Annotated in this window: 22 protein-coding genes; 9 read left to right on the top strand and 13 right to left on the bottom strand. The window is 62.2% G+C overall.

Going from position 1 to position 22,975, the window contains the following annotated elements; all coding sequences use genetic code 11:
- Nucleotides 1-44: 44 nt before the first annotated feature.
- Together ACUN0G_RS27210 and ACUN0G_RS27205 are read left to right on the top strand one after the other, a co-directional pair.
- Nucleotides 45-863: an alpha/beta fold hydrolase gene (locus tag ACUN0G_RS27210; protein ID WP_445574823.1), complete on the top strand. Its 819-nt coding sequence runs from the start codon at nt 45-47 to the stop codon at nt 861-863.
- Nucleotides 850-2,025, top strand: a complete 1,176-nt coding sequence (locus ACUN0G_RS27205; RefSeq protein ID WP_445574822.1) for a PAS domain-containing sensor histidine kinase — start codon at nt 850-852, stop codon at nt 2,023-2,025. Before ACUN0G_RS27210 ends, ACUN0G_RS27205 begins: the two co-directional genes overlap by 14 nt.
- Here ACUN0G_RS27205 and dapF read toward each other — a convergent pair.
- Complete coding sequence (gene dapF, locus ACUN0G_RS27200; RefSeq protein WP_445574821.1) at nt 1,994-2,827, bottom strand: diaminopimelate epimerase; 834 nt, start codon at nt 2,825-2,827, stop codon at nt 1,994-1,996. The two genes, ACUN0G_RS27205 and dapF, sit on opposite strands and share 32 nt — an antisense overlap.
- Before the next feature lie 130 nt (nt 2,828-2,957).
- On the opposite strand from dapF, the gene ACUN0G_RS27195 reads away from it, so the two are divergent.
- Both ACUN0G_RS27195 and ACUN0G_RS27190 read left to right on the top strand, forming a co-directional pair.
- Nucleotides 2,958-4,016 carry an alginate lyase family protein gene (locus ACUN0G_RS27195; RefSeq protein ID WP_445574820.1) on the top strand — a complete coding sequence of 353 codons (1,059 nt, stop codon included), beginning with the start codon at nt 2,958-2,960 and terminating at the stop codon, nt 4,014-4,016.
- Between the two features lie 43 nt (nt 4,017-4,059).
- Nucleotides 4,060-4,560 (top strand): AAA family ATPase, encoded by a 501-nt coding sequence (locus tag ACUN0G_RS27190; protein ID WP_445574819.1) that lies wholly within the window; start codon nt 4,060-4,062, stop codon nt 4,558-4,560.
- Here the strand turns inward: ACUN0G_RS27190 and ACUN0G_RS27185 are convergent.
- Nucleotides 4,557-6,122 carry a L,D-transpeptidase family protein gene (locus tag ACUN0G_RS27185; RefSeq protein ID WP_330208258.1) on the bottom strand — a complete coding sequence of 522 codons (1,566 nt, stop codon included), beginning with the start codon at nt 6,120-6,122 and terminating at the stop codon, nt 4,557-4,559. The two genes, ACUN0G_RS27190 and ACUN0G_RS27185, sit on opposite strands and share 4 nt — an antisense overlap.
- A gap of 37 nt (nt 6,123-6,159) precedes the next feature.
- Between ACUN0G_RS27185 and ACUN0G_RS27180 the strand changes: the two genes are divergently transcribed.
- Complete coding sequence (locus ACUN0G_RS27180; RefSeq protein ID WP_023658766.1) at nt 6,160-6,873, top strand: murein L,D-transpeptidase catalytic domain family protein; 714 nt, start codon at nt 6,160-6,162, stop codon at nt 6,871-6,873.
- Between the two features lie 86 nt (nt 6,874-6,959).
- A complete protein-coding gene (locus tag ACUN0G_RS27175; protein WP_445574818.1) occupies nt 6,960-7,709 on the top strand; it encodes a creatininase family protein in 750 nt (249 codons plus the stop codon).
- Between the two features lie 173 nt (nt 7,710-7,882).
- Here the strand turns inward: ACUN0G_RS27175 and ACUN0G_RS27170 are convergent, their stop codons facing one another.
- Nucleotides 7,883-8,224, bottom strand: a complete 342-nt coding sequence (locus ACUN0G_RS27170) for a hypothetical protein (RefSeq protein WP_258346426.1) — start codon at nt 8,222-8,224, stop codon at nt 7,883-7,885.
- A 31-nt stretch (nt 8,225-8,255) separates the two neighbouring features.
- Nucleotides 8,256-8,894, bottom strand: a complete 639-nt coding sequence (locus ACUN0G_RS27165) for an ATPase (protein ID WP_445574817.1) — start codon at nt 8,892-8,894, stop codon at nt 8,256-8,258.
- 143 nt (nt 8,895-9,037) lie between these two features.
- Between ACUN0G_RS27165 and ACUN0G_RS27160 the strand changes: the two genes are divergently transcribed.
- The gene (locus ACUN0G_RS27160; protein ID WP_258346428.1) at nt 9,038-9,301 is read left to right on the top strand and encodes a hypothetical protein; all 264 of its coding nucleotides are present in this window, start codon (nt 9,038-9,040) and stop codon (nt 9,299-9,301) included.
- Between the two features lie 15 nt (nt 9,302-9,316).
- On the opposite strand, the gene ACUN0G_RS27155 is transcribed toward ACUN0G_RS27160, so the two are convergent.
- On the bottom strand, nt 9,317-10,048 hold the full coding sequence (locus ACUN0G_RS27155) for a GntR family transcriptional regulator (protein ID WP_076017067.1): 732 nt from the start codon (nt 10,046-10,048) through the stop codon (nt 9,317-9,319).
- Nucleotides 10,049-10,081: 33 nt separating this feature from the next.
- Nucleotides 10,082-10,714 (bottom strand): glutathione transferase, encoded by a 633-nt coding sequence (yfcF, locus tag ACUN0G_RS27150; protein WP_445574816.1) that lies wholly within the window; start codon nt 10,712-10,714, stop codon nt 10,082-10,084.
- Nucleotides 10,715-10,885: 171 nt separating this feature from the next.
- On the opposite strand from yfcF, the gene ACUN0G_RS27145 reads away from it, so the two are divergent.
- Nucleotides 10,886-12,316, top strand: coding sequence for a hypothetical protein (locus ACUN0G_RS27145; RefSeq protein ID WP_445574815.1), 1,431 nt, complete (start codon nt 10,886-10,888; stop codon nt 12,314-12,316).
- Here ACUN0G_RS27145 and ACUN0G_RS27140 read toward each other — a convergent pair.
- The 5 genes from ACUN0G_RS27140 to metE all read right to left on the bottom strand — a co-directional run bounded on the left by ACUN0G_RS27140 (nt 12,313) and on the right by metE (nt 19,695).
- Nucleotides 12,313-12,861, bottom strand: a complete 549-nt coding sequence (locus ACUN0G_RS27140) for a DUF924 family protein (protein WP_445574814.1) — start codon at nt 12,859-12,861, stop codon at nt 12,313-12,315. The two genes, ACUN0G_RS27145 and ACUN0G_RS27140, sit on opposite strands and share 4 nt — an antisense overlap.
- A gap of 324 nt (nt 12,862-13,185) precedes the next feature.
- Complete coding sequence (locus tag ACUN0G_RS27135; RefSeq protein ID WP_445574813.1) at nt 13,186-15,627, bottom strand: TonB-dependent siderophore receptor; 2,442 nt, start codon at nt 15,625-15,627, stop codon at nt 13,186-13,188.
- An 89-nt stretch (nt 15,628-15,716) separates the two neighbouring features.
- Nucleotides 15,717-16,664 (bottom strand): FecR domain-containing protein, encoded by a 948-nt coding sequence (locus ACUN0G_RS27130; RefSeq protein ID WP_445574812.1) that lies wholly within the window; start codon nt 16,662-16,664, stop codon nt 15,717-15,719.
- Nucleotides 16,661-17,158, bottom strand: a complete 498-nt coding sequence (locus ACUN0G_RS27125; protein WP_445574811.1) for a sigma-70 family RNA polymerase sigma factor — start codon at nt 17,156-17,158, stop codon at nt 16,661-16,663. The genes ACUN0G_RS27130 and ACUN0G_RS27125 overlap by 4 nt, the downstream gene beginning before the upstream one ends.
- Nucleotides 17,159-17,406: 248 nt before the next feature.
- Nucleotides 17,407-19,695: a 5-methyltetrahydropteroyltriglutamate--homocysteine S-methyltransferase gene (gene metE / locus ACUN0G_RS27120; RefSeq protein ID WP_445574810.1), complete on the bottom strand. Its 2,289-nt coding sequence runs from the start codon at nt 19,693-19,695 to the stop codon at nt 17,407-17,409.
- 476 nt (nt 19,696-20,171) lie between these two features.
- Here metE and ACUN0G_RS27115 point away from each other — a divergent pair, with 476 nt between their 5' ends.
- Complete coding sequence (locus ACUN0G_RS27115; RefSeq protein WP_445574809.1) at nt 20,172-20,621, top strand: GNAT family N-acetyltransferase; 450 nt, start codon at nt 20,172-20,174, stop codon at nt 20,619-20,621.
- Nucleotides 20,622-20,666: 45 nt separating this feature from the next.
- On the opposite strand, the gene ACUN0G_RS27110 is transcribed toward ACUN0G_RS27115, so the two are convergent.
- Together ACUN0G_RS27110 and ACUN0G_RS27105 are read right to left on the bottom strand one after the other, a co-directional pair.
- Nucleotides 20,667-21,986 carry an OprD family porin gene (locus tag ACUN0G_RS27110; protein WP_421552493.1) on the bottom strand — a complete coding sequence of 440 codons (1,320 nt, stop codon included), beginning with the start codon at nt 21,984-21,986 and terminating at the stop codon, nt 20,667-20,669.
- Nucleotides 21,987-22,134: 148 nt separating this feature from the next.
- Nucleotides 22,135-22,968 (bottom strand): phosphodiesterase, encoded by an 834-nt coding sequence (locus ACUN0G_RS27105; RefSeq protein ID WP_445574808.1) that lies wholly within the window; start codon nt 22,966-22,968, stop codon nt 22,135-22,137.
- Nucleotides 22,969-22,975: the final 7 nt, after the last annotated feature.

Genomic DNA, 22,975 nt, shown 5'->3' with positions numbered 1-22,975 from the left:
TTTAGACTCACATCACCCCCACACACGCCCTACACGAGAACGCCATGGACCTTCAGCAGCGCAACAACGTCAGGGTGTATGGCAGCGGTCCCTCGACCCTGGTTTTCTCCCATGGTTTCGGGTGTGATCAAACCATGTGGAATTACCTGTTTCCTCACTTCACCGGGCGCTTCCGTGTGGTGCTGTATGACCTGGTGGGAGCTGGCCAGTCTGACCTGAGCGCGTACGACAGCGAAAAATACAGCTCACTGGCCGGCTACGGCCATGATCTGGGTGAGGTCATTGATGAATACGCCGTGGGCCCGGTGGTGCTGGTGGGGCACTCCGTCAGCGCCATGATCGGCGCCCTGGCCGATCGCCAGGCCCCCGGAAAAATCGCCGCCCATGTGATGATCGGCCCTTCGCCCTGCTATATCGATTCCGGTGACTACACGGGCGGGTTCACCCTTGACGATATCCATTCGTTGCTCGATACCCTCGACAGCAATTACCTCGGCTGGTCCAGCACCATGGCCCCGGTGATCATGGGCGCGCCCGGGCAACCGGCCCTCGGCGAAGAACTGACCAACAGCTTCTGCCGCACCGAGCCCGACATCGCCAAGCGCTTCGCACGGGTGACGTTCCTGTCGGACAACCGCCAGGACATCGCCGGCCTGATGACCCCCACCCTGATTCTGCAATCCACCGACGACTTGATCGCACCGGTCTGCGTGGGTGAATACCTGCACGCGGCGTTGCCCGCCAGCACGTATTGCCTGGTCGATAACGTGGGGCATTGCCCGCACATGAGTGCACCTGGGGCGTGCTCAGCGGCCATGGACAGTTTCCTGTTGCCATGGGTAAGTGCCGATGCCAGTCGATAACCTGCCGTTGCCGGATCCTCAACGTTTGTTCGACGGCGCGCCCTGCGCCTTGGTGGTTACCCGGGAAGACGGCACCATCGTGCAGGCCAACCAGTGCTTCAGCGACTGGACCGGCTTCAGCGTCAATGAGTTGAAAGAACGGCGGTTTCAGGACTTGCTGACGATGGGCGGGCGGATCTTCCATCAGACGCACCTGGGGCCGCTGATGAAAATGCAGGGCTCCATCGCTGAAGTAAAACTCGACCTGCTGCACCGTGACCGACGCACCGTCACGGTATTGCTCAACGGCGTCAGGTACGAACATGCCGGCATTGCCTATAACGAACTGGCCCTCTTCGGCACCACCGACCGCGACAAGTACGAGCGTGAACTGCTCAATGCCCGCAAACTGGCTGAAGCCTTGTTGCAGGAAAAGACCGCCACTGAAGTCGCGCTGCAGCAGGCCCAGGCCGAACTGAGCAGCGCCTATGAAATCGCCCAGCGCCGGGCGCTGTTTGCCGAGCAGATGGTCGCGATTGTCAGCCATGACCTGAAGAACCCGCTTACCGCAATCAAGATGGCCTCGGAGTTCCTCGCCCGTGGCGAGCGCAGCCCCAAGGAGCGCCAACTCCTGGGGCATATCGGCCTGTCCACCGAACGGGCGCAACGGATGATCGCCGACTTGCTGGACTTCACTCAGGCCAGAGTCGGCCAGGGCATCGGCATCAACCCCGTGGCACTCGACCTGCACACTGTCACCCGTGACAGTCTCGACGAGTTGCGGGTGGCCTTCCCCAAGGCGATCCTCGAACATCACGCCACGGGCAGCGCCCGCACGTTCCTGGATGCCGACCGCATCCAACAAATCATCGGCAACCTGGTGGCCAACAGCGTGGCGTACGGCGATCTGCAACAGCCGATTACCGTCACCTCGCACCAGGACGCGCAAGAGAGCCGGCTCTCGGTGCATAACCACGGCCCGGCCATTCCCGAAGCGTTGATGGCTGGCTTGTTTGAACCCATGACCCGAGGCACGGAGCAGGACAGTGAGGTGCGTAGCGTTGGCCTGGGGCTGTTTATCGTGCGGGAAATCGCCAAGGCCCATGATGGAGGTGTTTCGGTGAGCTCAAGCCCGGACCAGGGCACCACCTTCAGTGTGCACTTTCCATTGCGCCACCCATGAGCGCGGCAGCCACCGTGCCGTGAACAACGGTTTGCACAGCCCCCGTCAACACCACGCCGCCGTGCCCGTCCCACTGCACCGTCAGGGTACCGCCATCGCATTGCACGTCGACGGTGTCATCCAGCAGCCCACGACGAATCCCGTTGACCACCGCGCCACAACAGCACGAGCCCGAGCCCTGCGGGATGCCGCCGCCTCGTTCCCAGATGCGCAGGCGGATATGGCTGCGGTCCAGCACTTGCACGAAATGCACGTTGGTCTTGCTGGGGAACAGCGGGTGGGTTTCCAGCGACGGCCCAAGCGTCGCGATATCGACCGCCGCAAGGTCATCGACAAAGAAGGTGCAATGCGGGTTGCCCATGCTGCAGGCCGCCGGGTCGCCCTCCAGCGGCAAGCGTTCGGTGTCCATCGCTTGCGCCAGCGGAATGTCTTCCCAGCCCAGTGAAGGCCGCCCCATGTCCACCGACACCCGTTGCCCCGATTCGCGCACGCAGGTCAGCAGCCCCCGGTTGGTTCGCAGCACGATGGTGGCGGTGCCGGCTTCGCGCATCAGCATGTCCGCCACTCCACGGGTGGCGCTGCCGCAGGTGTCGAGCGGGGTGCCGTTGGGGTTCCAGAATGTGATGCGGGCGGTGGCGTCAGCGCAATCGAGCACCACGGCCAATTGATTGAAGCCGATGCCGCGATGACGGTCCCCCAGGCGGCGGGCGATGTGCGCGGTGATCGGGTCATCCTGGCCGCGTCGGTCGATCACGACGAAGTCATCACCGTGGGCGTGCATCTTCACGAACTGCAAGGTCATGGGGCGTCCTTTTCTAGACCGGGCAAGCCCTGCAAGGATAGAGGGCTGGCGGGTATTTCATCAAATACCCATCACGGGCATGGTAGCGTGACTTTGCCCTGTCCGGGTCAATCCATCCCTGAGGAACAGCATGCTACAACGCCCTCTGAAAACCGTGGCCCTGGCCGCGCTGCTCGCCTCGTTCGCCCACGCCGCCTTTGCCGCGCCCCAGGTGCTGAGTGCCTGCCAACCCGCCACCTCGAATCCGACCTCCAAATCGCTCCTGGCCGTCGCCCAGCGCCATCTCGATGATCAGCCCGACGCCCTGCCCCATCTGCACACCGAAGGCACGCTGCCCAACCACGGCATTCGCGAGCAAAGCATCGCCGCCGAGAAGGATTGGCCAGTGATGCGCCAGGCTGCCCTGGCCTGGCGCCTGAACCGCGACACGCGCTATCTCAAGCAAGTGGATGACTACCTCAGCGCGTGGGCCAGCACCTATCAGCCGGATTTCAACCCAATCGACGAAACCAACCTCGATATGCTGATGAACGCCTACGCCCTCACCGCCAGCGATCTGCGCCCCCAGACCCGCGATGCCACCCGCGCGCTGCTGACCCACCTGGGCAATGGCTATATCGAACGCATCAAGCAGTTCCATGGCGCCAAGAAGGCCACCAACACCAATAACTGGCAAAGCCACCGCGTGAAGCTGGTGACGGTAGCCGCCGCCGCATTGGGCGACCGCGAGATGCTGGAAGAGGCCTTCAAGCTGTTCCAGCAACAGATCACCGACAACGTGCTGCCCGACGGTTCGGTGACCGACTTCCACGACCGTGACGCCCTGCACTACGTGGTCTACGACCTGGAGCCGCTGGTGCAGGCAGCGCTGGCGGCCAAGCCCTACGGCATTGGCGGCAACTGGCTGGACTTCACCGCGCCCCACGGCGGCTCGCTGAGCGAAGCACTGGACTGGCTGGCACCGTATGCCAAAGGCCAGCGCAGCCACGAAGAATTCGTGAACACCCACGTGCAGTTCGACAGGGACCGCGCCCGCATCGGCGAACCGGGCTACAGCGGCGAGTGGAACCCCAAGAGCAGCAATACCCTGTACTGGCTGGCAGCGCAGTTGGACGCGCGGTATTTGCCGGTGGCCGAACAGCTCTCGCCCAAGCCTTCGGACTGGATCAGCGCCTGTTATTTGAAGTGAGTCACCCGTTAGACTGGCCTGCCACTCATTCGAAGGATCGACGATGCTTATTGTGTTCAGCGGCCTGCCTGGCACCGGGAAGACCACGATTGCCAAGGCCCTTGCTGCCCAGACCGGTGCCGTTTACCTGCGCATCGATACCATCGAGCAGGCCATCCGGGATGCCGGGGTACTTGAGCAAGGCGTGGGCAGCAGCGGCTATCAGGTAGCCAATGCGCTGGCGTTGAGCAATCTTCTGCTGGGCCACACGGTTGTCGCTGACTGCGTGAACCCGGTGGCTGAAAGTCGTCAGGCGTGGCGCGACACCGCTCTGCGCGCGGGTAAGCCGCTGGTGAATATCCAGGTGATTTGCTCCGATACGCCGGAACATCAACGCCGCGTGGAATCACGCACCAGCGACATTCCAGGGCTTGCGCCACCCAGTTGGCAGTCTGTCCTGGCCCATGAATACGAGCCATGGGCCGAGCCGCCCTTTACTGTCGATACCGCGCACTTGTCGCCCGCTCAGGTGCTGACGATGATCAACCCGCAGCTAAGGGCTTAGAGCGCACTCTCCATCGCTTTCATCAACACCGGATCCCGCCCGTAAATATCCGGCGCGTACAGCAACGCGCCCTGGCCATCGACCTGCACCGTCCAGTACCCCAACAACACGGGTACTGGCGTCGCGAGCCGGAACTCATGGGTGATGTCCGTCGCCAGCAGTTCTTCGGTGCGGATCTTCTCCGCCGGGCTCACCAGCAAGTCCCGCAGCAGCAGTGGCTGCTCAACCCTCACACACCCCGAACTGAAAGCCCGCGGGCCCTTGGAGAACAGCGGTTGGCTCGGTGTGTCATGCAGGTACACCGAATACGGGTTGGGAAAACGCAGCACGATCCGGCCCAGCGGGTTGCGCGGGCCGGCGCCCTGGCGCAGCAGGATGTTGCCGGGGTGCGACCAGTCGACCTGCTCCGGCGCCAGTGGGTTGCCCTGGCTGTCGAGCACTTGCAGGTTCTGTTGGCGCAGGTATTCGGGGTTCAGGCGGATCGCCGGCAGCTTGTCCTCGCGCATGATGGTGGGCGGGATAGTCCAGGTGGGGTTCAGGGTCAGCCGGGTAATGCGCGACTTCAGCAACGGCGTCTGGCGGTCGGCGCGGCCGACCTGCAGGCGGGTTTGCCACACGGGCACACCGCCTTGGTAGAAGCTCAGTTGCGCCGCCGCAACGTTCACCAGCACACCGTCGGGCTCCATGTCCCGGGACAACCAGCGAAACCGCTCAAGGTTGATGCGCAGTTGTTCGCGGCGAATCGCCGGGCTGATGTTCAGTTCGGTGACGGTGCCGGGGCCGATCACGCCGTCGGCTTGCAAGGAATGGCTTTGCTGGAAGGTCTTGACCGCGTTGACCAACTCGCCCCGGTATTGCGTCCCCGAAGAAGGGCTGGCCAGGTAGCCGCCATTGACCATCCGCCGCGCCAGTTGCGGCACCCGCGAATCGTCCATGCCCGGACGTAACAGCGGGCCGCTGGCCACCGCGTCCCAATGCTGCAACGGCTGTTGGCGCAAGGCGGCATAGGCGCTGCGCAGGCTGAGGTACAACGGCGCGCTCGGGCGGGCCTGGTCGAAGGCTTGGGCGATGTCCTGCAAACCGGGCCCGGCCAGCGCCAGCAGTTGGGTGTCGGGGTCAAGGGCCGGCGGTTGCGAATGCCAGACAGGCTCGAAGCTCGACTGCTGCAAGCGACCGAAATGCAGGTCTTGCAGGGCTTGCAAGTACTGCTGGCTGGTGCCGATGTCGCTGCACAGCACGTTATCCGTGGCTTCGACCGGCGGCAGTCTATAGTGATCGGGGTCGAGGCCGTCATCGGCCAGCATCAGCAGTTGGGCTTGCAACGCGCTGCGGCGCTCGCCCTCGGACCAGAGCACCACGTCGCCCTGCTGCTGATAAAAAGCCTGCAGGCGCGCCTGGGAAGGCGCATCGATTTGCCCGGCGAGGCCTGGGCAAACCGTCGACAATTGCGAGAGCGCCAGTTGCACCGGGGCCGGCGAGACCACCAACAGGTCTTCGGCTGTCGCGACCAGCGGTGCAACGAGCAGGCAAATGCTCAAGTAACATGCGTGTTTTTTGAACAATCGCTTAGCTCCCATCCACGGCGGAGATGCTTTATACATGCTGACCTTTTGCTGCCGACTCGGCCTGATCATCTCTACCTTTGCCTCGCTGAGCACCGTTGCGCTCGCAGACACGGGTAAACCTCTTACTCTGTATAGCAGCCTCGCCCACGCCGCTCCAGAACTCAACCCCGACGTATTGAAAAGAGCCTTGAGCGCCATGCAATGCGCGGTGGGCAATGGCATCGAACAGTCCGACCGGCTGGCCGTTATCGACTATTCCCAACCTTCGACCGCTCGTCGTCTATGGATCTTCGACCTGCGCAAGAAGACATTAGTGCTGCGAGACCTGGTGGCCCACGGACAAAAATCCGGGGAAAACTTCGCCACCCAGTTCTCCAACCGCGAAGGCAGCTACCAGTCCAGCATCGGCTTGTTCCGCACCCAGGAGAGCTACGAAGGCGCCCATGGCTACTCGTTGCGCATGGACGGCCTGGAACCGGGTTTCAATGACCGTGCACGGGACCGTGCCATCGTGATTCATGCCGCCGACTACGTAAGCCCCTTGTGGAGCAAGCGCGAGGGCCGCATCGGCCGCAGCCAGGGTTGCCCGGCCGTGCGCCCGCAAGTGGCGCGCCAGGTGGTGGATAAACTCAAGGATGGCCAGTTCATGTTTTCCTGGTACCCCGACCAGCGCTGGCTGAAGTCCTCGGCGTATCTGAACTGCAAGCCACGCCAGATGGCGAGTGCCGGTACCGTCAAAGGCGGTTGATGGGCTGGCCGTTGCCGTGCACCATGCGGCACACGCCACCAGGAACTCCACCGTGTTCCTGGGCTTGATGAGAGAGAGAACCTGAGATGCTTTTACATCAATCCACCTGGATCGAAATTGGCCAGTTTCTGGAACGCAGCCGCAGCATCGTGATTCCCATCGGCTCCAACGAGCAACACGGCCCCACCGGCCTGCTGGGCACCGACTGGATGTGCCCGGAAATCATCGCCCATGAAGCGCAAAAGAATGCCGACATCCTGATCGGCCCGACCTTCAATATCGGCATGGCGCAACACCACCTGGGTTTCCCCGGCACGATCTCCCTGCGCCCCGCGACCTTTATCGCGGCGATTGGCGATTGGGTGCGTTCGTTGGCGGGCCATGGCTTCGAGAAAATCCTGTTCCTCAACGGCCACGGCGGCAATATCGCCTCGATCGAAGCGGCGTTCTCCGAGCTGTATGCCGAAGCCAGCTTCAGCGGGCGCCCGTCAGGCTATGCGCTGAAACTGTGCAACTGGTGGGACCTGGAAGGCGTGAGCGAGCTGGCGCACCAGCAGTTCCCGGTGGGCCATGGCAGCCATGCCACGCCGTCGGAGATTGCAGTGACCCAATGGGCCTACCCGGATTCGATCAAGTCGGCTGACTACTCGCCACAAATCGCCAACACCGGCCCAATCCGCGAAGCCCGCGACTTCCGCGCACGTTTCCCGGATGGGCGCATGGGTTCGAACCCGGCGCTGGCGACTCCGCAAAAAGGCGGTGAGTTGGTGGCGTTGGCGGCCAAGGGGCTGGTGAAGGCGGTCGATACCTTCAGCAGTGAGCCAAAACCAAGCTGAATGACTCGCTCAAACCAATAAAGATCAACTGTTGGAGCTGTCGAGCCCCAGCGAGGCTGCGATGGGATCACCTCGGTGTCACTGTCAGACCGCAGCGATGCCATCGCAGCCTCGCTGGAGCTCGACAGCTCCCACATTAAATCCCCGCCAGCCGACAGACCGGCGCCGGTCGATTACAGGCAATCCTGCGCCGCATGCTCGAACCGCGACGGCTTGAACGCCGACGCCAACGGTTTGCGCTCATACAAAAACACCTTGCCGCCATCCTGGGATTTGTAGACTTCCAGAATGTTGTCGGCGGCGATCTTGCTGCTCACCACGATCCGCGCATGCCGAGAGTTCTGCGTGACCGTGGAGGTCATGCCGTTCTTCTCGAACTTGGGCACCACGCACTCAACATACGCATCGGGAGACTTGCTGGTTTGCAGCGTCAGGGTCGGTGCGTTAGGGGCAGACGCGCAGCCCGTCATCAATAAAGCAGCAGAAGCCATCGCTGGCACGAACAACAAGCGCATAGAAATTCCTGAAAAATAAACGAAGTGGGCGTTAGCCTGCGGCGACGAGCGCTTTGAGCGAGGCATCGAACTGTTTCAACGCATTCAACTGAACGTCGCGCTGCTGCCCAATCTGTGCAGCGATCTGGGGCGCCGTTTTGTCATGTACCCACACATTAGGCAAGTGCATTTGCATCGAGCCCTCGGCTTTGGCGATGTATTGCAGGTCAAGGTCATAGAATTTGGCCACGAACCGCGCCTCCACCAAGTCATTGTGCTGAGTCAGCAACTGGTTGTAGGTGTCGAGCATCACCACCACATCCGGGTGGGCCTGCAACAGCGCATCCAGGTTGTCGTAACGGGTGACTGAAGCAAAGGTGTGCCGCAACGACGTCATCAGCCAGTCAATCGCCAGGTCCGGGTCGGAGCTGTCGACGAAGGCCTGGCGGATCTGCTCGTCCAGTTGGCCCTTGGCACCATTGAGCGCCATGTCGTGATAGCGCCCCAGGTACTGCAGGTTGTCGAGGGTGTTGTCGCTGTAGAGCACGCCGACCGTCTGCGAATGCTGCAAACCCACCGGGCTGGCGACGATTGGCGCCAGGTGGCTGGCTTGAAGGGCCCCGGCCGACGCAGAGCCAACCATTGAGCTCATCAGCAGCGCCATCAGCGCCCATCCGGTAAAAGTCCTCATCGCAGCGTCCTTACACATCATGTTCAATGATGGCAATTGTCCTCCTTTTTCAGAAAAACAGAACTCGCAATACTTGATGGTGACTATTATCTAGAGCAATAGTGTCGTGCAGGCCGCCTCACACAAAACGATAAGGAACGCCTATGAAGCCCCACCAGAAAACCTTCGATCGCATCCGTGAAGCCGTGCTGCCGGAGTTTCGCGAGCGGGTTGCCGATTACCTGGTCGATTATGAGGACGTGCTGCTGGATAACGCCGCAGAACCTGAAGTGATCCACGCCATCGCCCAGCAACTACGCGGTTACTTGCGCGGTTTGAACACCACCCGGGTGCTGGGCATGGCCGACTGGGAAGACCTTGACCGGCGGGTGGTGCAAACCTGGTTAGTGCTGCTGGAAGCCGAATAGCGCCGCGCTACCCGTTCAGCGAATATCCACGCGGTAACGGAAATGTTCGGCGTGGCCACGACCGCGTCGCAACTCCAGGGGTTGACCGGCGTAATCCCGGGCCAGCCGTTCGATCACCATCACCGGGCTGCCCACCGGCACCTGCAGCCAGCGCGCCCACACGTCATCGATGGACTCGGCGGTGAGGGCCTCTTCGGCAGACGCCACGACTTGCCCGCAGACTTCTTCGTACGTCGGGTACAGCAACAAGCCCTGCCGGGTCAGGTCCACGTCCAGCAGTGCCTGGAACCGCGCGCGGGGCAACCAGATTTCTTCGGCCAGCACTGGCCCCGTGTCGAGTACGTGCACTCGCACAATACAAATCACCGGCGCATCCGGCGCCAACCCCAGCACCTCGCTCACCGACAACGGCGCCTTTACCGGCTTGACCGACAGGATCCGGCTCTGGGGCAACTGGCATTCGCCGCCCGGGCCCTGGAAGCGGAAACACCGGAACAACGACGACTGAAACTTCGGACGGCGCACAAACGTACCCCGCCCTTGCTGACGCTCCAGAATGCCTTCACCGACCAATGCCTCGATCGCTTTACGCACGGTGCCCGTGGACAGTTGGTACTGGGTGGACAGCACCGCTTCGGGAGGAATGGCCGCACCGGCACGCCAGTGATTATTGGCAATCTGCTCAATCAGATGATCCCGAAAACGTTGATACAACGGCAGGCGGGAGTCACTCGACAGTATATTCATGGACCAGGATTCACTTAGTAATTGAGAAGGTGACTACAGCGACGGTCGTGCCTGCTTGACCCATTCCTGGACCGAAGGCCGTTGCCATTGGTGCTGGGCGTAGGCCACCAGGTTGGCGGGCACGCTGTCACCGTTGAGGATCAACCGGTTGAGCATCACCGCCAGGTCCACGTCGGCAATCGACCACGCGCCGAACAGGTAGTCGCGGCCGTCGGCCAACAGCGCCTGTGCCGCGCTGATCAGCTTGTGGGCCGCCGCTTCAGCAACTGGCGACAGCGTTTCGCCCTTAAGCCCGTAAAACACCACCAGGGTCGAACGCTCCTGCCGAATCGGCATCAAGTCACTGCGCAACCACGCCTGCACCTGCCGCGCCCTCGCCCGCTGGCGGGGTTCGGCCGGGTACACCGGTACCTGCGGGAACACATCTTCCAGGTACTCGGTAATCGCCGACGACTCGGACAGCGCAAACTCACCCTGCACCAGGGTCGGTACGCGCCCGGTCAGTGACAACTGAGCGAACGCTTCGGTCTGGTTCTCGGCCGTGTCGAGGTTCAGGGTGAGCAGTTCAAATTCAAGGCCCTTTTCCCGCAGGGTCACGAACGCCGACATCGCGTAGGGACTGGTGAAGTGGGCGTCAACGTACAGGCTCAGCGGGCGATGGTTCACGGCGACATCTCCTTGGTGGGAGCACCACACTACGAGATCGCGTCGCGCAAATAAAATGCGCGGTTTTTATGGGGGCATTCCTGGCTGGAATACCATCGATAATGGCAATACTATGGCCCCTTGCACCCCGCCCGTAACGCCCCCGAAAACAGATCAAGGAACGATCAACAGATGAAACAAGCGGTAGTCGTCATCCACGGAATCGGCGAGCAGCGCCCGATGGACACCCTGCGCGGCTTCGTGGAAGCGGTGATCCCGACGGACACCCCCGAAGCGACGCCTTTCTACTGGAGCAAACCCGACCGGTTTTCGCGCAATTTCGACTTGCGCGTGTTGAAGTCGGCGGGCCGCAACAGCACCGATTTCTATGAGTATTACTGGGCTCACAAGATGCAGGGCACCAAGGTCGGGCATCTGCTCGGTTGGCTCTGGGACATTTTCAAACGCCCGCGACGAGATATTCCCACGGCCATCGTGCCAATCTGGCGCGCCACCCGCTGGACCTTGCTGGTCCTGCTTGGGCTGCTGGTCAGCGGCACCCTGGCGACGCTGTATGGCCGTTTTCCCCACAACGACAACCCCTTTGCCCTGATCCCGGTGCTGCTGGCGGTGATCGGCCTGGCCCTGAAGTACTCGGCGCTGTCGTACCTCGGCGACGCCGCCCGCTACCTGAGCCCCAACCCGCAGAACGTGGTGGTGCGCGAACAGATCCGCGCCGACGGCGTCGACCTGCTGCGCGCCCTGCACGACAAGGGCGATTACGACCGCATCATCGTCGTCGGCCACAGCCTGGGCAGCGTGATTGCCTACGACATCGTCGGCTACCTGTGGCATGAACATCACGACCAGTTGCACCCCAACAACCCGGAACTCGCCGCCCGCTACGCCAACCACGAGCGACTGCAACCGGTGGTGCAGGACACGTTGCCAAAGGCCGGGAACGCCCTCGATGGCCGCCTTCAAAGCCTTCTCAGGTTTCGCGAGCAGCAGGCCCAAGCCTTTATCGAACAACGCAACCTCGGCAACCCGTGGCGCATCAGCGACCTGGTTACCCTCGGCAGCCCGATGGCCCACGCCAGCCTGCTGCTGGGCCGCAGCGTAAGCGACTTCCAGCGCCGCATCGAACGCCGCGAAGTCCCTGCGTGCCCGCCGACACTCGACGAAAAGGGCTACGGCTACAGTGGTCGGCTTCCGTTCACCTTGGGCGGTCGCCCATTTTCACCCCTGTACCTGCACCATGCCGCGGCCTTCGCCGTGACCCGCTGGACCAACCTCTACTTCCCCGCGCCCCTGGGCCTGTTTGGCGACATCGTCGGCGGCCCGGTCAGCCCGGTGATGGGCCCCGGCGTGCTGGACCTGCCGGTCACCGTGGGCAAATGGAAAGGGTGGCTCGCCAGGTCCTGGCTCAGCCACACCCACTACTGGAGCGAACGCGGCGGCAAGCAGGGCTACCTTGGCAGACTGACCACCGATGAGACAGCGATTACCCAAGGCGAACGTCCGTCGGCGACTGAAGCGCTGCGTTGGGCGATTGACCTCAAGGGCGTTCGACGTTTTCGTCAGGCGGGCGTCAGAGACTTTGTTGCTGAACCCGAGGCCTAGCCCGAAAAGCCACCGTCCTCCAGGAACGCCCGCTCTTCCTCTGTCGTGACCCTGGCCAACACCTCATTACGATGAGGAAAGCGCCCGAACCGCTCGATGATGCGGGCGTGCTCCTTGGCCCAGCGATAGGTATTGGCATCGAGGTCCTTGTTCAGGGCCAGCGACCGCTGTTGATCCTCGGGATCTTCAGAATGCTCGAAGGGCAAATAACAAAACGCCCGCAACGGGGTTTCGATCAACGTGTCCATCCCCGCCTCGACCATCTGCCGCGCGTACAAACGCGCGAGCGGGTCGGTGGCGAACATATGCGCCGTGCCCCGGAAGGTATTGCGCGGGAACTGGTCCAGCAGCAACAGCAACGCCAGCGCGCCTTCAGGTGATTGCATCCAGCTCTCCAGCTCGCGCCGGGCCGCCTGCAAATGTGCGGTGTAGAAAGCCTCGCGAAAACGCTGGTCAAATGCCTCGTCCTTGGCAAACCAGAGCTTGGGCCCCGCTTGCTTCCAGAACTCGATAACCGCCAGCGCTCCATTTTCGATAGTCGTCACAAGCCTCTCCTCGCTCACGCCACACAGTTCATCATCACTTTAAACAACATCTATAAAGTTTCGGAAGGTGTTTGAGTATTTCCGCCGTACACAGGTAGTGTTGATGATCCGATGCTGGTCTACCTGATCATCGGGACCTTTGTGGCGAGGGGGCTTGTCCCCCGTTGGAGTGCGAAGCGCTCCCAGCTTTTTTGGGGCCGCTGCGCAGCCCAACGGGGGACAAGCCCCCTCGCCACAACAAGCCCCTCATTACAACAAGCCCCCTCACCACAACAAGCTTTCTCCCCACAAGGTCTTCATTCACTTCGATAGGTTTTCCCAGGCTCAGAAATCCACCGTCGCCGACAATTTCACGGTCCGCGGCTCACCCTGAGTCAGGTAGTTATTCGCCGTCGACGCCGACGACCAGTACGCCTTGTTCGCCACGTTCTCGACGTTGGCACGCAGGGTGATGTATTTGTCATCCGCTTTGAAACCATACCGCGCGCCCAGGTCGACACGGGTCCAGGCCGGGATGCTCAGGCTGTTGGCGGCGTTGACGTATTCGCCACCCGTGCGCAGCATCCGTGCGCTGACCGCCGCCCCCTGGATGCCCGGCACATCCCAATCCGCACCCACGTTGTACTGAAAACGTGGCACACCGGCGGCGCGGTTGCCGTCGGTGGCGCCGTTGGAGGTGCTCTTCTGTTCGGTGTCCATCCAGGTGGCACCAGCCAGCAAACGCAGGCCGTCGATGGGCTCGCCGAACACGTTGAGTTCTACGCCTTTGTTGATCTGTTCGCCGTCGACGGTGAAGGTATCGAGCCTCTGGCCCGGGAATCGGGTGGTCGCGTTGTTCGGCTGTTCGATGCGGTACACGCCCAGCGTAGCGCCATAGTTTTCCCAGTCCAGCTTGACCCCGGCTTCCGTCTGTTTGCTGCGCTTGGGCGGGAAGACTTCGCCGGGGTTGGTGACGTTAGTGAGTGGCGCCGTCGGGCCCTGGGCCAGGCCTTCGATACGGTTGGCGTAGAACGACACATGCTCCCAAGGCTTGATCACCAGGCCATAGACCGGCGTGGTGATGGACTCGGAGTACGGCGTACCGCGCGCACCTGTGGCGGTGTTCCAGCTGTCCACCTCGATCGTCTGGCGCCGCACACCCAGGGTCAGCAGCACCCGATCATCCAAAAAGCCCAGGGTGTCGGACACCGCCGCACTCTTGATGCGGTTCTTGCCGACGACACGCGGGTCGTGAATATCACTGCCGAAATAGGTGTTGGTCGGCCGCGGTGTCTGCGCCGGGTTATACAGGTTGCCGGGTTGACGGTTGGCCTGCAGGATCGCCTCGTAAGACGAGCGCTGCTCGCCCCAGATCCCCGATAGCCCGAAGTTCATCTGATGGGTCACCGGCCCCGTCGCGAAGTGCCCGTTCAAGCCGGCCATGGCGCTTTTGTTGTCTTCGTCATGGGGCGAATACAGGAAGCCCACCTTGGCGCTGCCATCGTTGCCGACATACAGCGACGAATACTGGCCGTTCTCCCGAGTGTGCTTGGCACCACCCGCGGCGTAGGCGGTCCAGTTATCGTTCAAGTCATACTCGGCGTTGACCATGCCATAGGTGTCTTCCAGCTCCGACCAGCTCCAATCCTGGGCGTAGTTGTCCTTGGCCGACGGCGGGCTGGGCACTTTGGTGCCGGTCAGGTAAACCACCGAGCGGCCGTTATTGATGCGCTCTTTCTGGTAGCCAAAATCGGTGGAGACCCGCAAACGATCGCCGCGATAATCCAGGGCAACGGCGATCAACTGCGAACTTTTGTTTTCGTCGTCCACGGCGGTTTCGCCGCCGTGCCGGGCCAGGTTGACCCGGGCGCCGAAGCGATTGTCTTCACCAAAGCGCTGGCCGAGGTCGATGTGGCCGCCGGTCTGGCTGTCGCTGGCGTAGTCGAGTGTCACGCTGCGGGTCGGCGTGTCTTCGGCGCGCTTGGGCACCAGGTTGACGCTGCCGCCAATCCCGCTGCCCGAAGGCGATACGCCGTTGACGAAGGCGTTGGGGCCCTTGAACAGCTCCACCCGCTCCAGGGCTTCAGTGGTGATGATCTGCCGGGGCAGCACGCCGTACAGGCCGTTGAATGCAATGTCATCGGTGCTCAGCGGCAGGCCGCGAATGGTGAACACCTGGGAGAAGTTGCCGAACCCGGACGACTGGCGCACCGACGCGTCGTTGAGCAACACATCGCCCACGGTCCGCGCCTGTTGGTCGGCGATGGTTTTCGAGGTGTAGCTGACTACGCTGAACGGCACGTCACTGATGGACCGGTTGCCCAATACGCCCAGGCGCGCCGAGCGGGCCACCTGGCCGCCCGCATAGGTGTCCGCCTGGGCGCCGCTCGCCTCGCCGCTGATGGTGGTGGCGCCCAGTTCCAACGTATCGCCGCTGGCCTGGGGCACCACGGTGTAGCCATTGGCGCTGGTGCCTTGCAGGGTATAGCCGCTGCCTTGCAGCAACTGGGCAAAGCCCGATTGCGCGCTGTAACTGCCTTGCAACCCCGGGCTTTGTTGATCGTTGAGCAACGTGGAATCGAACGACAACGGCACCCCGGACAACGCCGCAAACTGTGCCAGCACATTCCCCAACGGCCCCGGCGCGAGGGTATAGCTGCGCGCCGCACTGCTTGGCGCTGCTTCTTCTGCCTGGGCGTTCTGCAATGGCGCGATGGCAGCAAGGGCGACCGCCAGGCTCAGTGCCTTCAACGGACGGGGGCAGTACGGGAGCGGTCTGGCGGTCATGGGCATTCCTGTCGGCGCGGAGCAATGTTGAGGGTTCTCCCCTACACCGGGCGACAACGAAAAAGGTATCAGCGAATGTTGAAAAAAATTCAGCGCGGTTCGACCGTCACCCAATACCCGGTGAGGCTGCTGACCTTGACCGGCAGGGTTTCCTGCAACAGATGCAGGCTGGCATCGGTATCCCGCAGGGAAAACGCGCCCGATACCGTGAGGTTGGCCACCGAGTCGTGGCAGCGCAACACGCCGGCGCGATAACGCCCCAGCTCATCCAGCAGGTCCGCCAGGCGCATGTGCTGGGCCAGCAGCATGCCGTTTTCCCAGGTCAGGGCGCTGACATCCAAGGGCTCGACAGCCGCCACACGGTCCGCACTGAAGGCGCCCTGCTCGCCCGCCTTGACGATCACGCCCTGGCGGGCATGCTCCGCCAGCAACTCCACCGCGCCTTCGGTCACAGCCACTCGACTTGCCTGCTCGCCCACCCGCACGCTGAACCGCGTGCCCAAGGCGCGGGCGGAGCCGTGGCGGGTCTGGACGATAAACGGACGTTGGGCCGAGTCCTTGGCGGTGGTGATCAACACTTCGCCCTTGAGCAACTCGATACGCCGCACCTGATCGGAGAACGCGATATTCAGCGAGGTGCCGGTGTTGATCAGCAGGCGAGTACCGTCGGGCAAGATGAGGTTCTTTTGTTCGCCGATGGCCGTGTGCTGGTCAGCGGTCCACTGCTGCCACGGCACCTGCCGATACGCCAGCCAGGCCGCCGGGCCCGCCGCCAGCAACAACCCAAGCGCCTGGCGTCGGCCAAGGGATTTTTTGCGCCCCATGCGTTTTAAGGTATCGCCGGCAATCGCCGCCGGCACGCTGTTGAAGTCCCCCAGAACGGCCTGCGCCCGTTGCCAGGCCTGGGCGTGCTGGGCGCTGCGGCCCTGCCATTGGGCGATGGCGCGGCGGTCTTCATCGGTGGCGCTGCCGGACTGCAACTGCACCATCCAGTCGGCGGCTTCACCGAGGATCAGCGGATCAATCGACTGGCTCATGCCACGCTCAGGCAGGCCAGGAAGGCATCGCGCATGTAGCGTTTGACTGAAATCAGCGACACACCCAAAGCATCGGCAATCTGTTGATAGGTCAGGCCGTCGATCTGCGACATCAGGAAGGCTTGGCGGGTTTTTTCCGGCAGATCCCGCAGCATTGCCTCAATGCGGTACAGCGCTTCGAGAATCAGCCAGCGGGTTTCCGGCGAAGGCACCTGTTGCTCGGGCAGGTGGGCGATGGTTTCCAGGTAAGCGCGTTCCACCTCCTGGCGGCGCCAGCGGTCGACCATCAAGCCCTTGGCGATATGCGTCAGCAACGCCCGTGGTTCGGTGCCCAGGTGGGTGCTGGTTTGCCGGGTGAGCAGGCGCATGAACGTGTCATGGGCCAGGTCGGCGGCATCGCTGGCATTCCCCAGCTTGCGGTCCAGCCAACGGTGCAACCATCCATGGTGTTCGCAGTACAGGTCCTGGATATGCAGATTGAGGGGAGACGACATGCCGATCACCGGGGCGCGCCGGGCGGTGGGGCTCCGGCGTAATTAAGAATTGATCGCATTCTAGTCTGCGCGGGGTGATGCTGGCAATTTCATGATTTTGATAACGCCGCAGAGCCAATGTGGAAGCGGGCTTGCTCGCGAATGCGGTGGGTCAGTCAACATCTTCAGTGACTGACACCCCGTATTCGCGAGCAAGTCCGCTCCCACATTTTTGATCTCCACCCGGCGTGTGATTCCGGGTGTTTGGATCAGGCCAGTTCGGCCCGCAGTTGACGCGCCGCAGTCACCATGTGAATCAGCGCCGCTTCAGTCTCCGGCCAACCGCGGGTTTTCAGGCCGCAATCCGGGTTGACCCACAGGCGCTCCGCCGGGATGCGTTTGGCTGCCTTGCGCAGCAGATTGGCCATTTCCGAGGCATCCGGCACCCGTGGCGAGTGGATGTCGTACACGCCCGGGCCGATGTCGTTCGGGTAAGCGAAGGCTTCGAATGCCTCCAGCAGTTCCATGTCCGAGCGCGAGGTTTCGATGGTGATCACGTCGGCATCCATCGCCGCGATGGACTCGATCACATCGTTGAACTCGCTGTAGCACATGTGGGTGTGAATCTGGGTTTCGTCACGCACGCCGGAGGCGCACAGGCGGAACACTTCAGTCGCCCAATCCAGGTATTCCTTCCACTGCGCCCGGCGCAACGGCAAGCCTTCGCGGAACGCGGCTTCGTCGATCTGGACGATCTTGATGCCGGCGGCTTCCAAGTCCACCACTTCGTCACGAATCGCCAGGGCCAGTTGGCGCGCCTGTTCTTCGCGGCTTACGTCTTCACGGGGGAACGACCACATCAGCATGGTCACCGGGCCAGTCAGCATGCCCTTCATCACCTTGTTGGTCAGGCCTTGGGCGTAGCGGATCCACTCCACGGTCATGGCTTTCGGACGGCTCAGGTCACCGAAAATAACCGCCGGTTTCACGCAACGGGAACCGTAGCTCTGCACCCAGCCAAAACGGGTGAACACGTAGCCGTCGAGTTGCTCGGCGAAGTATTCGACCATGTCGTTGCGTTCGGCCTCACCGTGCACCAGTACGTCCAGGCCAAGGTTTTCCTGCACTTCCACCGCGTGACGAATCTCGCTGTGCATGGCTTCGACGTATTCGGCTTCGCTCAACTTGCCGGCCTTGTACGACTGTCGGGCCAGGCGGATCGAGGCGGTTTGTGGGAACGAACCGATGGTGGTGGTCGGGAACAGCGGCAGGTTGAGGCCAGCCCGTTGTTTCTCGATACGCTGGGCAAACAGCGAGTGACGCTGGCTGTCCTTGGCGGTGATCGCCGTCACGCGGGCTTGCACCGCCGGCTTGTGGATACGCGGCGAAGCGGCACGGGCAGCTTGCACGGCGCGGCTTTCAGCCAGGGCGGCGATCACGTTTGGCGCTTCAGGTTGATTCACGGCCTGAGCCAGCACCGCCACTTCCTCGCACTTCTGTACGGCAAACGCCAGCCAGCTTTTCAGCTCGGCATCCAGCTTGTCTTCACGCCCCAAGTCCACCGGGCTGTGCAGCAGGGAGCAAGACGGCGCCACCCACAGGCGATCACCCAGACGCTCATGAGCATGCTGCAAGGTGGCCAGGGCTTTTTCCAGGTCGCAGCGCCACACGTTACGGCCGTTGACCACACCCAGGGACAGCACCTTATAGGCAGGCAGTCGATCAAGGATGGTCGGGTACTGATCCGGAGCACGCACCAGGTCGATGTGCAGGCCGTCCACCGGCAGGTTGGCTGCCAGGCCGAGGTTCTCTTCCAGGCCGCCAAAGTAGGTGGCCACCAGCTTCTTCAGCGGGTCACGCTGGATCAGGTTGTACGCACGCTCAAACGCATTTTTCCACTCCTGCGGCAGGTCCAGCACCAGGATCGGCTCGTCGATCTGCACCCACTCCACACCCAGGTCCGCCAGGCGCTGGAAGATCTGGCCGTACAGCGGCAGCAGGCGGTCCAGCAGGTCGAGCTTGTCGAAATCGCCGCCCTTGGCCTTGCCCAGCCACAGGTACGTCAGCGGGCCGATGACCACCGGCTTGACGGTGTGGCCGAGGTCACGGGCTTCCTTGACCTCGTCGAACAGTTGCTCCCAACCCAGCTGGAACTGCTGGTCGGCGCTGAATTCAGGCACCAGGTAGTGATAGTTGGTGTCGAACCACTTGGTCATTTCCTGGGCGTGGGCACCGCCGCAGCAGTTGTCACTGACGCCACGGGCCATGCCGAACAGGGTGTGCAGGGTGGCTTTGCCATCGGCCGGGCGGAAACGCTCAGGGATCACACCGAACATCAGCGAGTGAGTCAGCACCTGGTCGTACCAGGCGAAGTCGCCGGCGGGCAGCAACTCGATGCCGGCTTTCTTTTGCAGGTCCCAGTGCGTCTTGCGCAACTCACGACCTACGGCGCGCAGGCCGGCTTCATCGAGTTCACCCTTCCAAAACGCTTCCTGCGCTTTTTTCAGTTCACGATCGCGACCAATGCGCGGGAATCCAAGGGAATGGGCAACAGCCATGACGTAAAGCTCCAATGTGTGTGTATGGGAGCTATTGTCGGGATCGAGCGATAGTGAGACAAACTCATTTTATTCCAGATAATCACAAGTTCCACTCATGATGAAATGCACCGCCCCGGCTTGAATGATCGCGCTCACACTCCACACTCCACACTCCACACTCCGAGCGCTCCACGCACGTATGCACGTACGCACGTAGCAGCTGTCGAGCCCCAGCGAGGCTGCGTTGGGCGCGACTCGGTACGATGCCTGGCACGAAAGCCCAGGTGCTGCCGACGCAGCCTCGCTAGGGCTCGACAGCTGCTACGCGCGGGAGTGGCTGGGCCTTCGTTTTGCTAGCTGGCGGCGTCTGTTTCGGTGCCCGGCCGCTCAGCAGACTTTTGCTTCCCTAGCCCCCAGGAAGCCCCCACATGGAACAGCAGCGGCCCGGGAGAGCGTTATAGTCGCTGCATTGAACAGGGAATTGAGTCAATACAGTGGATAGATCAACGAACGGCTTGTCGATACGCACCCTCTCGGCGTTGCCCGAAGAGATCCTGATACTGGAAGCAGAAGCCGTCGCCGAAGGATTCAGATTTCTAACGCGCCTGATTGCAGAGTGGCACAGCGGCTCCAACCGGTTCGACCAGCCAGGCGAATGTCTTTTGGGCGTTTTCAATAGCGGGCAATTGATCGCCGTTGGCGGTTTGTCCCGCGACCCTTACGCCGGGCCCGACGTTGGCAGGCTACGCCGGGTGTACGTCGCACAGGCTTCGAGGGAACGGCATGTAGGCAAGGCGTTGGTGGGCCAATTGCTGGAACGCGCTGCGCAGCAGTTCCGTGTTGTGCGCCTGTCTACCGACACCCACGAGGGCGCCGCCTTTTATCTGCGCTGCGGTTTTGAGTCGATACAGGATGAGCATGCAACGCACATGAAGTCGCTATGAACGCACCAGCCCTCGCCGCAAGGGCTGGTGCATGGACTTCAGGATTTACATCAACGGAATCGAGTAGTTCACAAACACCCGGTTCTGGTCCTGGTCCCGTGCCACTTCGCTGCGGGACATGCCGTTGCGCCAGCCGAACCCGACGTTCTTGAACGTGCCGCTCTGCACCACATAATCCAGCGAAATATCCCGCTCCCACTCGCTGCCATCGCTACCGCTGGTGGTGAGGATATGGTCGCCCTTGAGGTACATCACCGAGGCCTTCAAGCCGGGTACGCCCAACGCCGCAAAGTCGTAGGCGTATTGGGCAAAAGCGGTACGCTCACCGGCCTGGATGAAGGTCTGGATGGTTCGGTCGGTGTACAGGTATAGACTCGGGCCCGCCTCGCCCTTGCCCACCAGGCCGCCCTGGTTGAGTTGGGCGAAGTTGCTGTCGTCGGACACGCGTTGGTAGCCCGCCGTGATCGCATGGGGCCCCAGGGAATAGATGAACGCGGCGCTCCAGGTGTCGTTATCGATCTCGCCGGTTCCACCCTTGGTATAGCCGCCGAACTTGTAGCCATCGGCACGCCCGGCGGCACTTGCGTTCTTGCCGTCGGAGGTGGTCTTGAAGTAACGCAAATCGGTTTTCAGCGAGCCGTAGTCGCCCATCGGCAATACGTGCACCAGGCCGGCGAAGTGCTGTTGGTAATAGTCTTCAAGGTTGGCATAGTAGTACTGCACCAGCAGGTTTTTGGTCAGGTTGTAGTCGGCGCCGCCATAGGTGAACTTGTTGCTTTCCTGGGTCGCGCCGGCCACCGCCAGGCCGCTGGCGTCGCTGGAACCGCGGCCCGTCGTATGCTCAAGCTGGCCGCCAATCAGGGTCAGGTTGTCGATGTCGTTGCTGGTGACTTGCCCGCCTTCAAACGACTGCGGCAACAGCCGGCCGTCGTTGCTCACCAGGATCGGCAGGTTCGGCCGCAGGTAGCCGTAGCGCAGCTCGGTCTTGGCAAAGCGCGCCTTCGCGGTCACCCCGCCACGGGCCCAATCGTCCGCGGCCTTGCCATCATCGGTGGGGATCATCGAGCTGCCGACATGCTTCGCCGCGCTGCTGTCGAGGGTCACGCCGAGCATGCCGATGGCGTCCAGGCCAAAGCCGAGGGTGCCGTCGGTGAAGCCCGACTGGTAGTTGAGGATGAACGCCTGGCCCCACTCTTCGGTCTTCGACGGTGCAGCGGCGCCGTCGCGGTTGTCGTTGTTGAAGTAGAAGTTACGCATGCTCAAGTTGGCTTTGCTGTCCCCCAGGAAATCAGCAGAGGCCAAGGGGCTCAGGGCCATGCCCAGGCCGCCGGTCAATACGCTTAGTACATGTAGTGTGGCTTTCATCAGAACGAACTCCGGCGCGCAATCACTGTTGCGGGCGCATAAAAAAGGCAGCAGGAAGCACTCGGCCAAACTTCGGTTGGCCGGTGCGTTAACAACTGTTCAGAAGTGCTCGGGTATTAAGTTGGGCGAGATGGACCTCCGGGAAACTTCAGTCAATCAATCCATGAGCGTCATAAAACGGATACGGCCCCGGGTAGTCCCCGAATACGCCGTTGTGGCTGACCAACCCTTGCTGTTCATCCCAGCGGTGCAAGAGGTAACCCGCCGGTTCCAGGTTGAAATGCGCCGGCGCGGCCTCCTGTAGATCCAGCACGATTTGATGGGACGTGCCCGGGCATACGCAGCTCACACTGCCGCCGAAACGGCGCTGCATCGGCCGGTGCAAATGCCCGCACAACAGGCGTTCCACCTGGGGGTGACGGGCGATGACCTTTTCCAGCCCAGCGGCGTTCACGAACGGCTCGCGGTCCATATGGCCGATGCCGCTGATAAACGGCGGGTGATGCAAGATCAACAGGGTCGGCACGTGCGGCTGCAGCGCCAGTTGCTGATCAAGCCACTGCAATTGGCTGTCCAGCAGTTGGCCGCCATGGGCATCGGGGATCGTCGAATCCAGGCCGATCAGTCGCACCGGGTAGTCGTCCACCACCCAGTCCAGCGGCCCGTCGGCGCTCGCCGGCAAATAGCGGTGATCACCAAAGGCGTCGAGCAAATGCTGGCGGTTGTCGTGATTGCCCGGCACCAGGTAGCAAGGCATCTGCAAACGGGCCAGCTCGGGGTGCAGCACGGCGTATTCATCGGCGCGACCAAAGTCCACCAGGTCGCCGCTGATCACCACGATATCTGGCCTCGGGTAACTGGCATTCAGGTGGTCGACGGCACGGCGCAATGCACCGAGGGTATCGACCACGCCGTAGGTCAGGCGCTGACCTGCTTTAAGGTGCAGATCGCTGATCTGCGCAACAAGAAACGGACGGTTCAAAATAGGC

This window comes from Pseudomonas sp. 32A (assembly GCF_052682255.1).
Note: the sequence above shows the minus strand (reverse complement) of the source record. Positions and strands in the feature narration are given on the sequence as shown.

Coding starts and splice junctions, on each gene's coding strand:
- ACUN0G_RS27190 (WP_445574819.1), top strand. CDS start 4,060: ATGCTTATTGTGTTCAGCGGCCTGCCTGGCACCGGGAAGACCACGATT.
- ACUN0G_RS27110 (WP_421552493.1), bottom strand. CDS start 21,986: ATGAAAGCCACACTACATGTACTAAGCGTATTGACCGGCGGCCTGGGC.
- ACUN0G_RS27180 (WP_023658766.1), top strand. CDS start 6,160: ATGCTGACCTTTTGCTGCCGACTCGGCCTGATCATCTCTACCTTTGCC.
- ACUN0G_RS27160 (WP_258346428.1), top strand. CDS start 9,038: ATGAAGCCCCACCAGAAAACCTTCGATCGCATCCGTGAAGCCGTGCTG.
- ACUN0G_RS27155 (WP_076017067.1), bottom strand. CDS start 10,048: ATGAATATACTGTCGAGTGACTCCCGCCTGCCGTTGTATCAACGTTTT.
- ACUN0G_RS27135 (WP_445574813.1), bottom strand. CDS start 15,627: ATGACCGCCAGACCGCTCCCGTACTGCCCCCGTCCGTTGAAGGCACTG.
- ACUN0G_RS27125 (WP_445574811.1), bottom strand. CDS start 17,158: ATGTCGTCTCCCCTCAATCTGCATATCCAGGACCTGTACTGCGAACAC.
- ACUN0G_RS27195 (WP_445574820.1), top strand. CDS start 2,958: ATGCTACAACGCCCTCTGAAAACCGTGGCCCTGGCCGCGCTGCTCGCC.
- ACUN0G_RS27210 (WP_445574823.1), top strand. CDS start 45: ATGGACCTTCAGCAGCGCAACAACGTCAGGGTGTATGGCAGCGGTCCC.
- dapF (WP_445574821.1), bottom strand. CDS start 2,827: ATGACCTTGCAGTTCGTGAAGATGCACGCCCACGGTGATGACTTCGTC.
- ACUN0G_RS27145 (WP_445574815.1), top strand. CDS start 10,886: ATGAAACAAGCGGTAGTCGTCATCCACGGAATCGGCGAGCAGCGCCCG.
- ACUN0G_RS27205 (WP_445574822.1), top strand. CDS start 850: ATGCCAGTCGATAACCTGCCGTTGCCGGATCCTCAACGTTTGTTCGAC.
- ACUN0G_RS27175 (WP_445574818.1), top strand. CDS start 6,960: ATGCTTTTACATCAATCCACCTGGATCGAAATTGGCCAGTTTCTGGAA.
- ACUN0G_RS27170 (WP_258346426.1), bottom strand. CDS start 8,224: ATGCGCTTGTTGTTCGTGCCAGCGATGGCTTCTGCTGCTTTATTGATG.
- ACUN0G_RS27165 (WP_445574817.1), bottom strand. CDS start 8,894: ATGAGGACTTTTACCGGATGGGCGCTGATGGCGCTGCTGATGAGCTCA.
- ACUN0G_RS27130 (WP_445574812.1), bottom strand. CDS start 16,664: ATGAGCCAGTCGATTGATCCGCTGATCCTCGGTGAAGCCGCCGACTGG.
- metE (WP_445574810.1), bottom strand. CDS start 19,695: ATGGCTGTTGCCCATTCCCTTGGATTCCCGCGCATTGGTCGCGATCGT.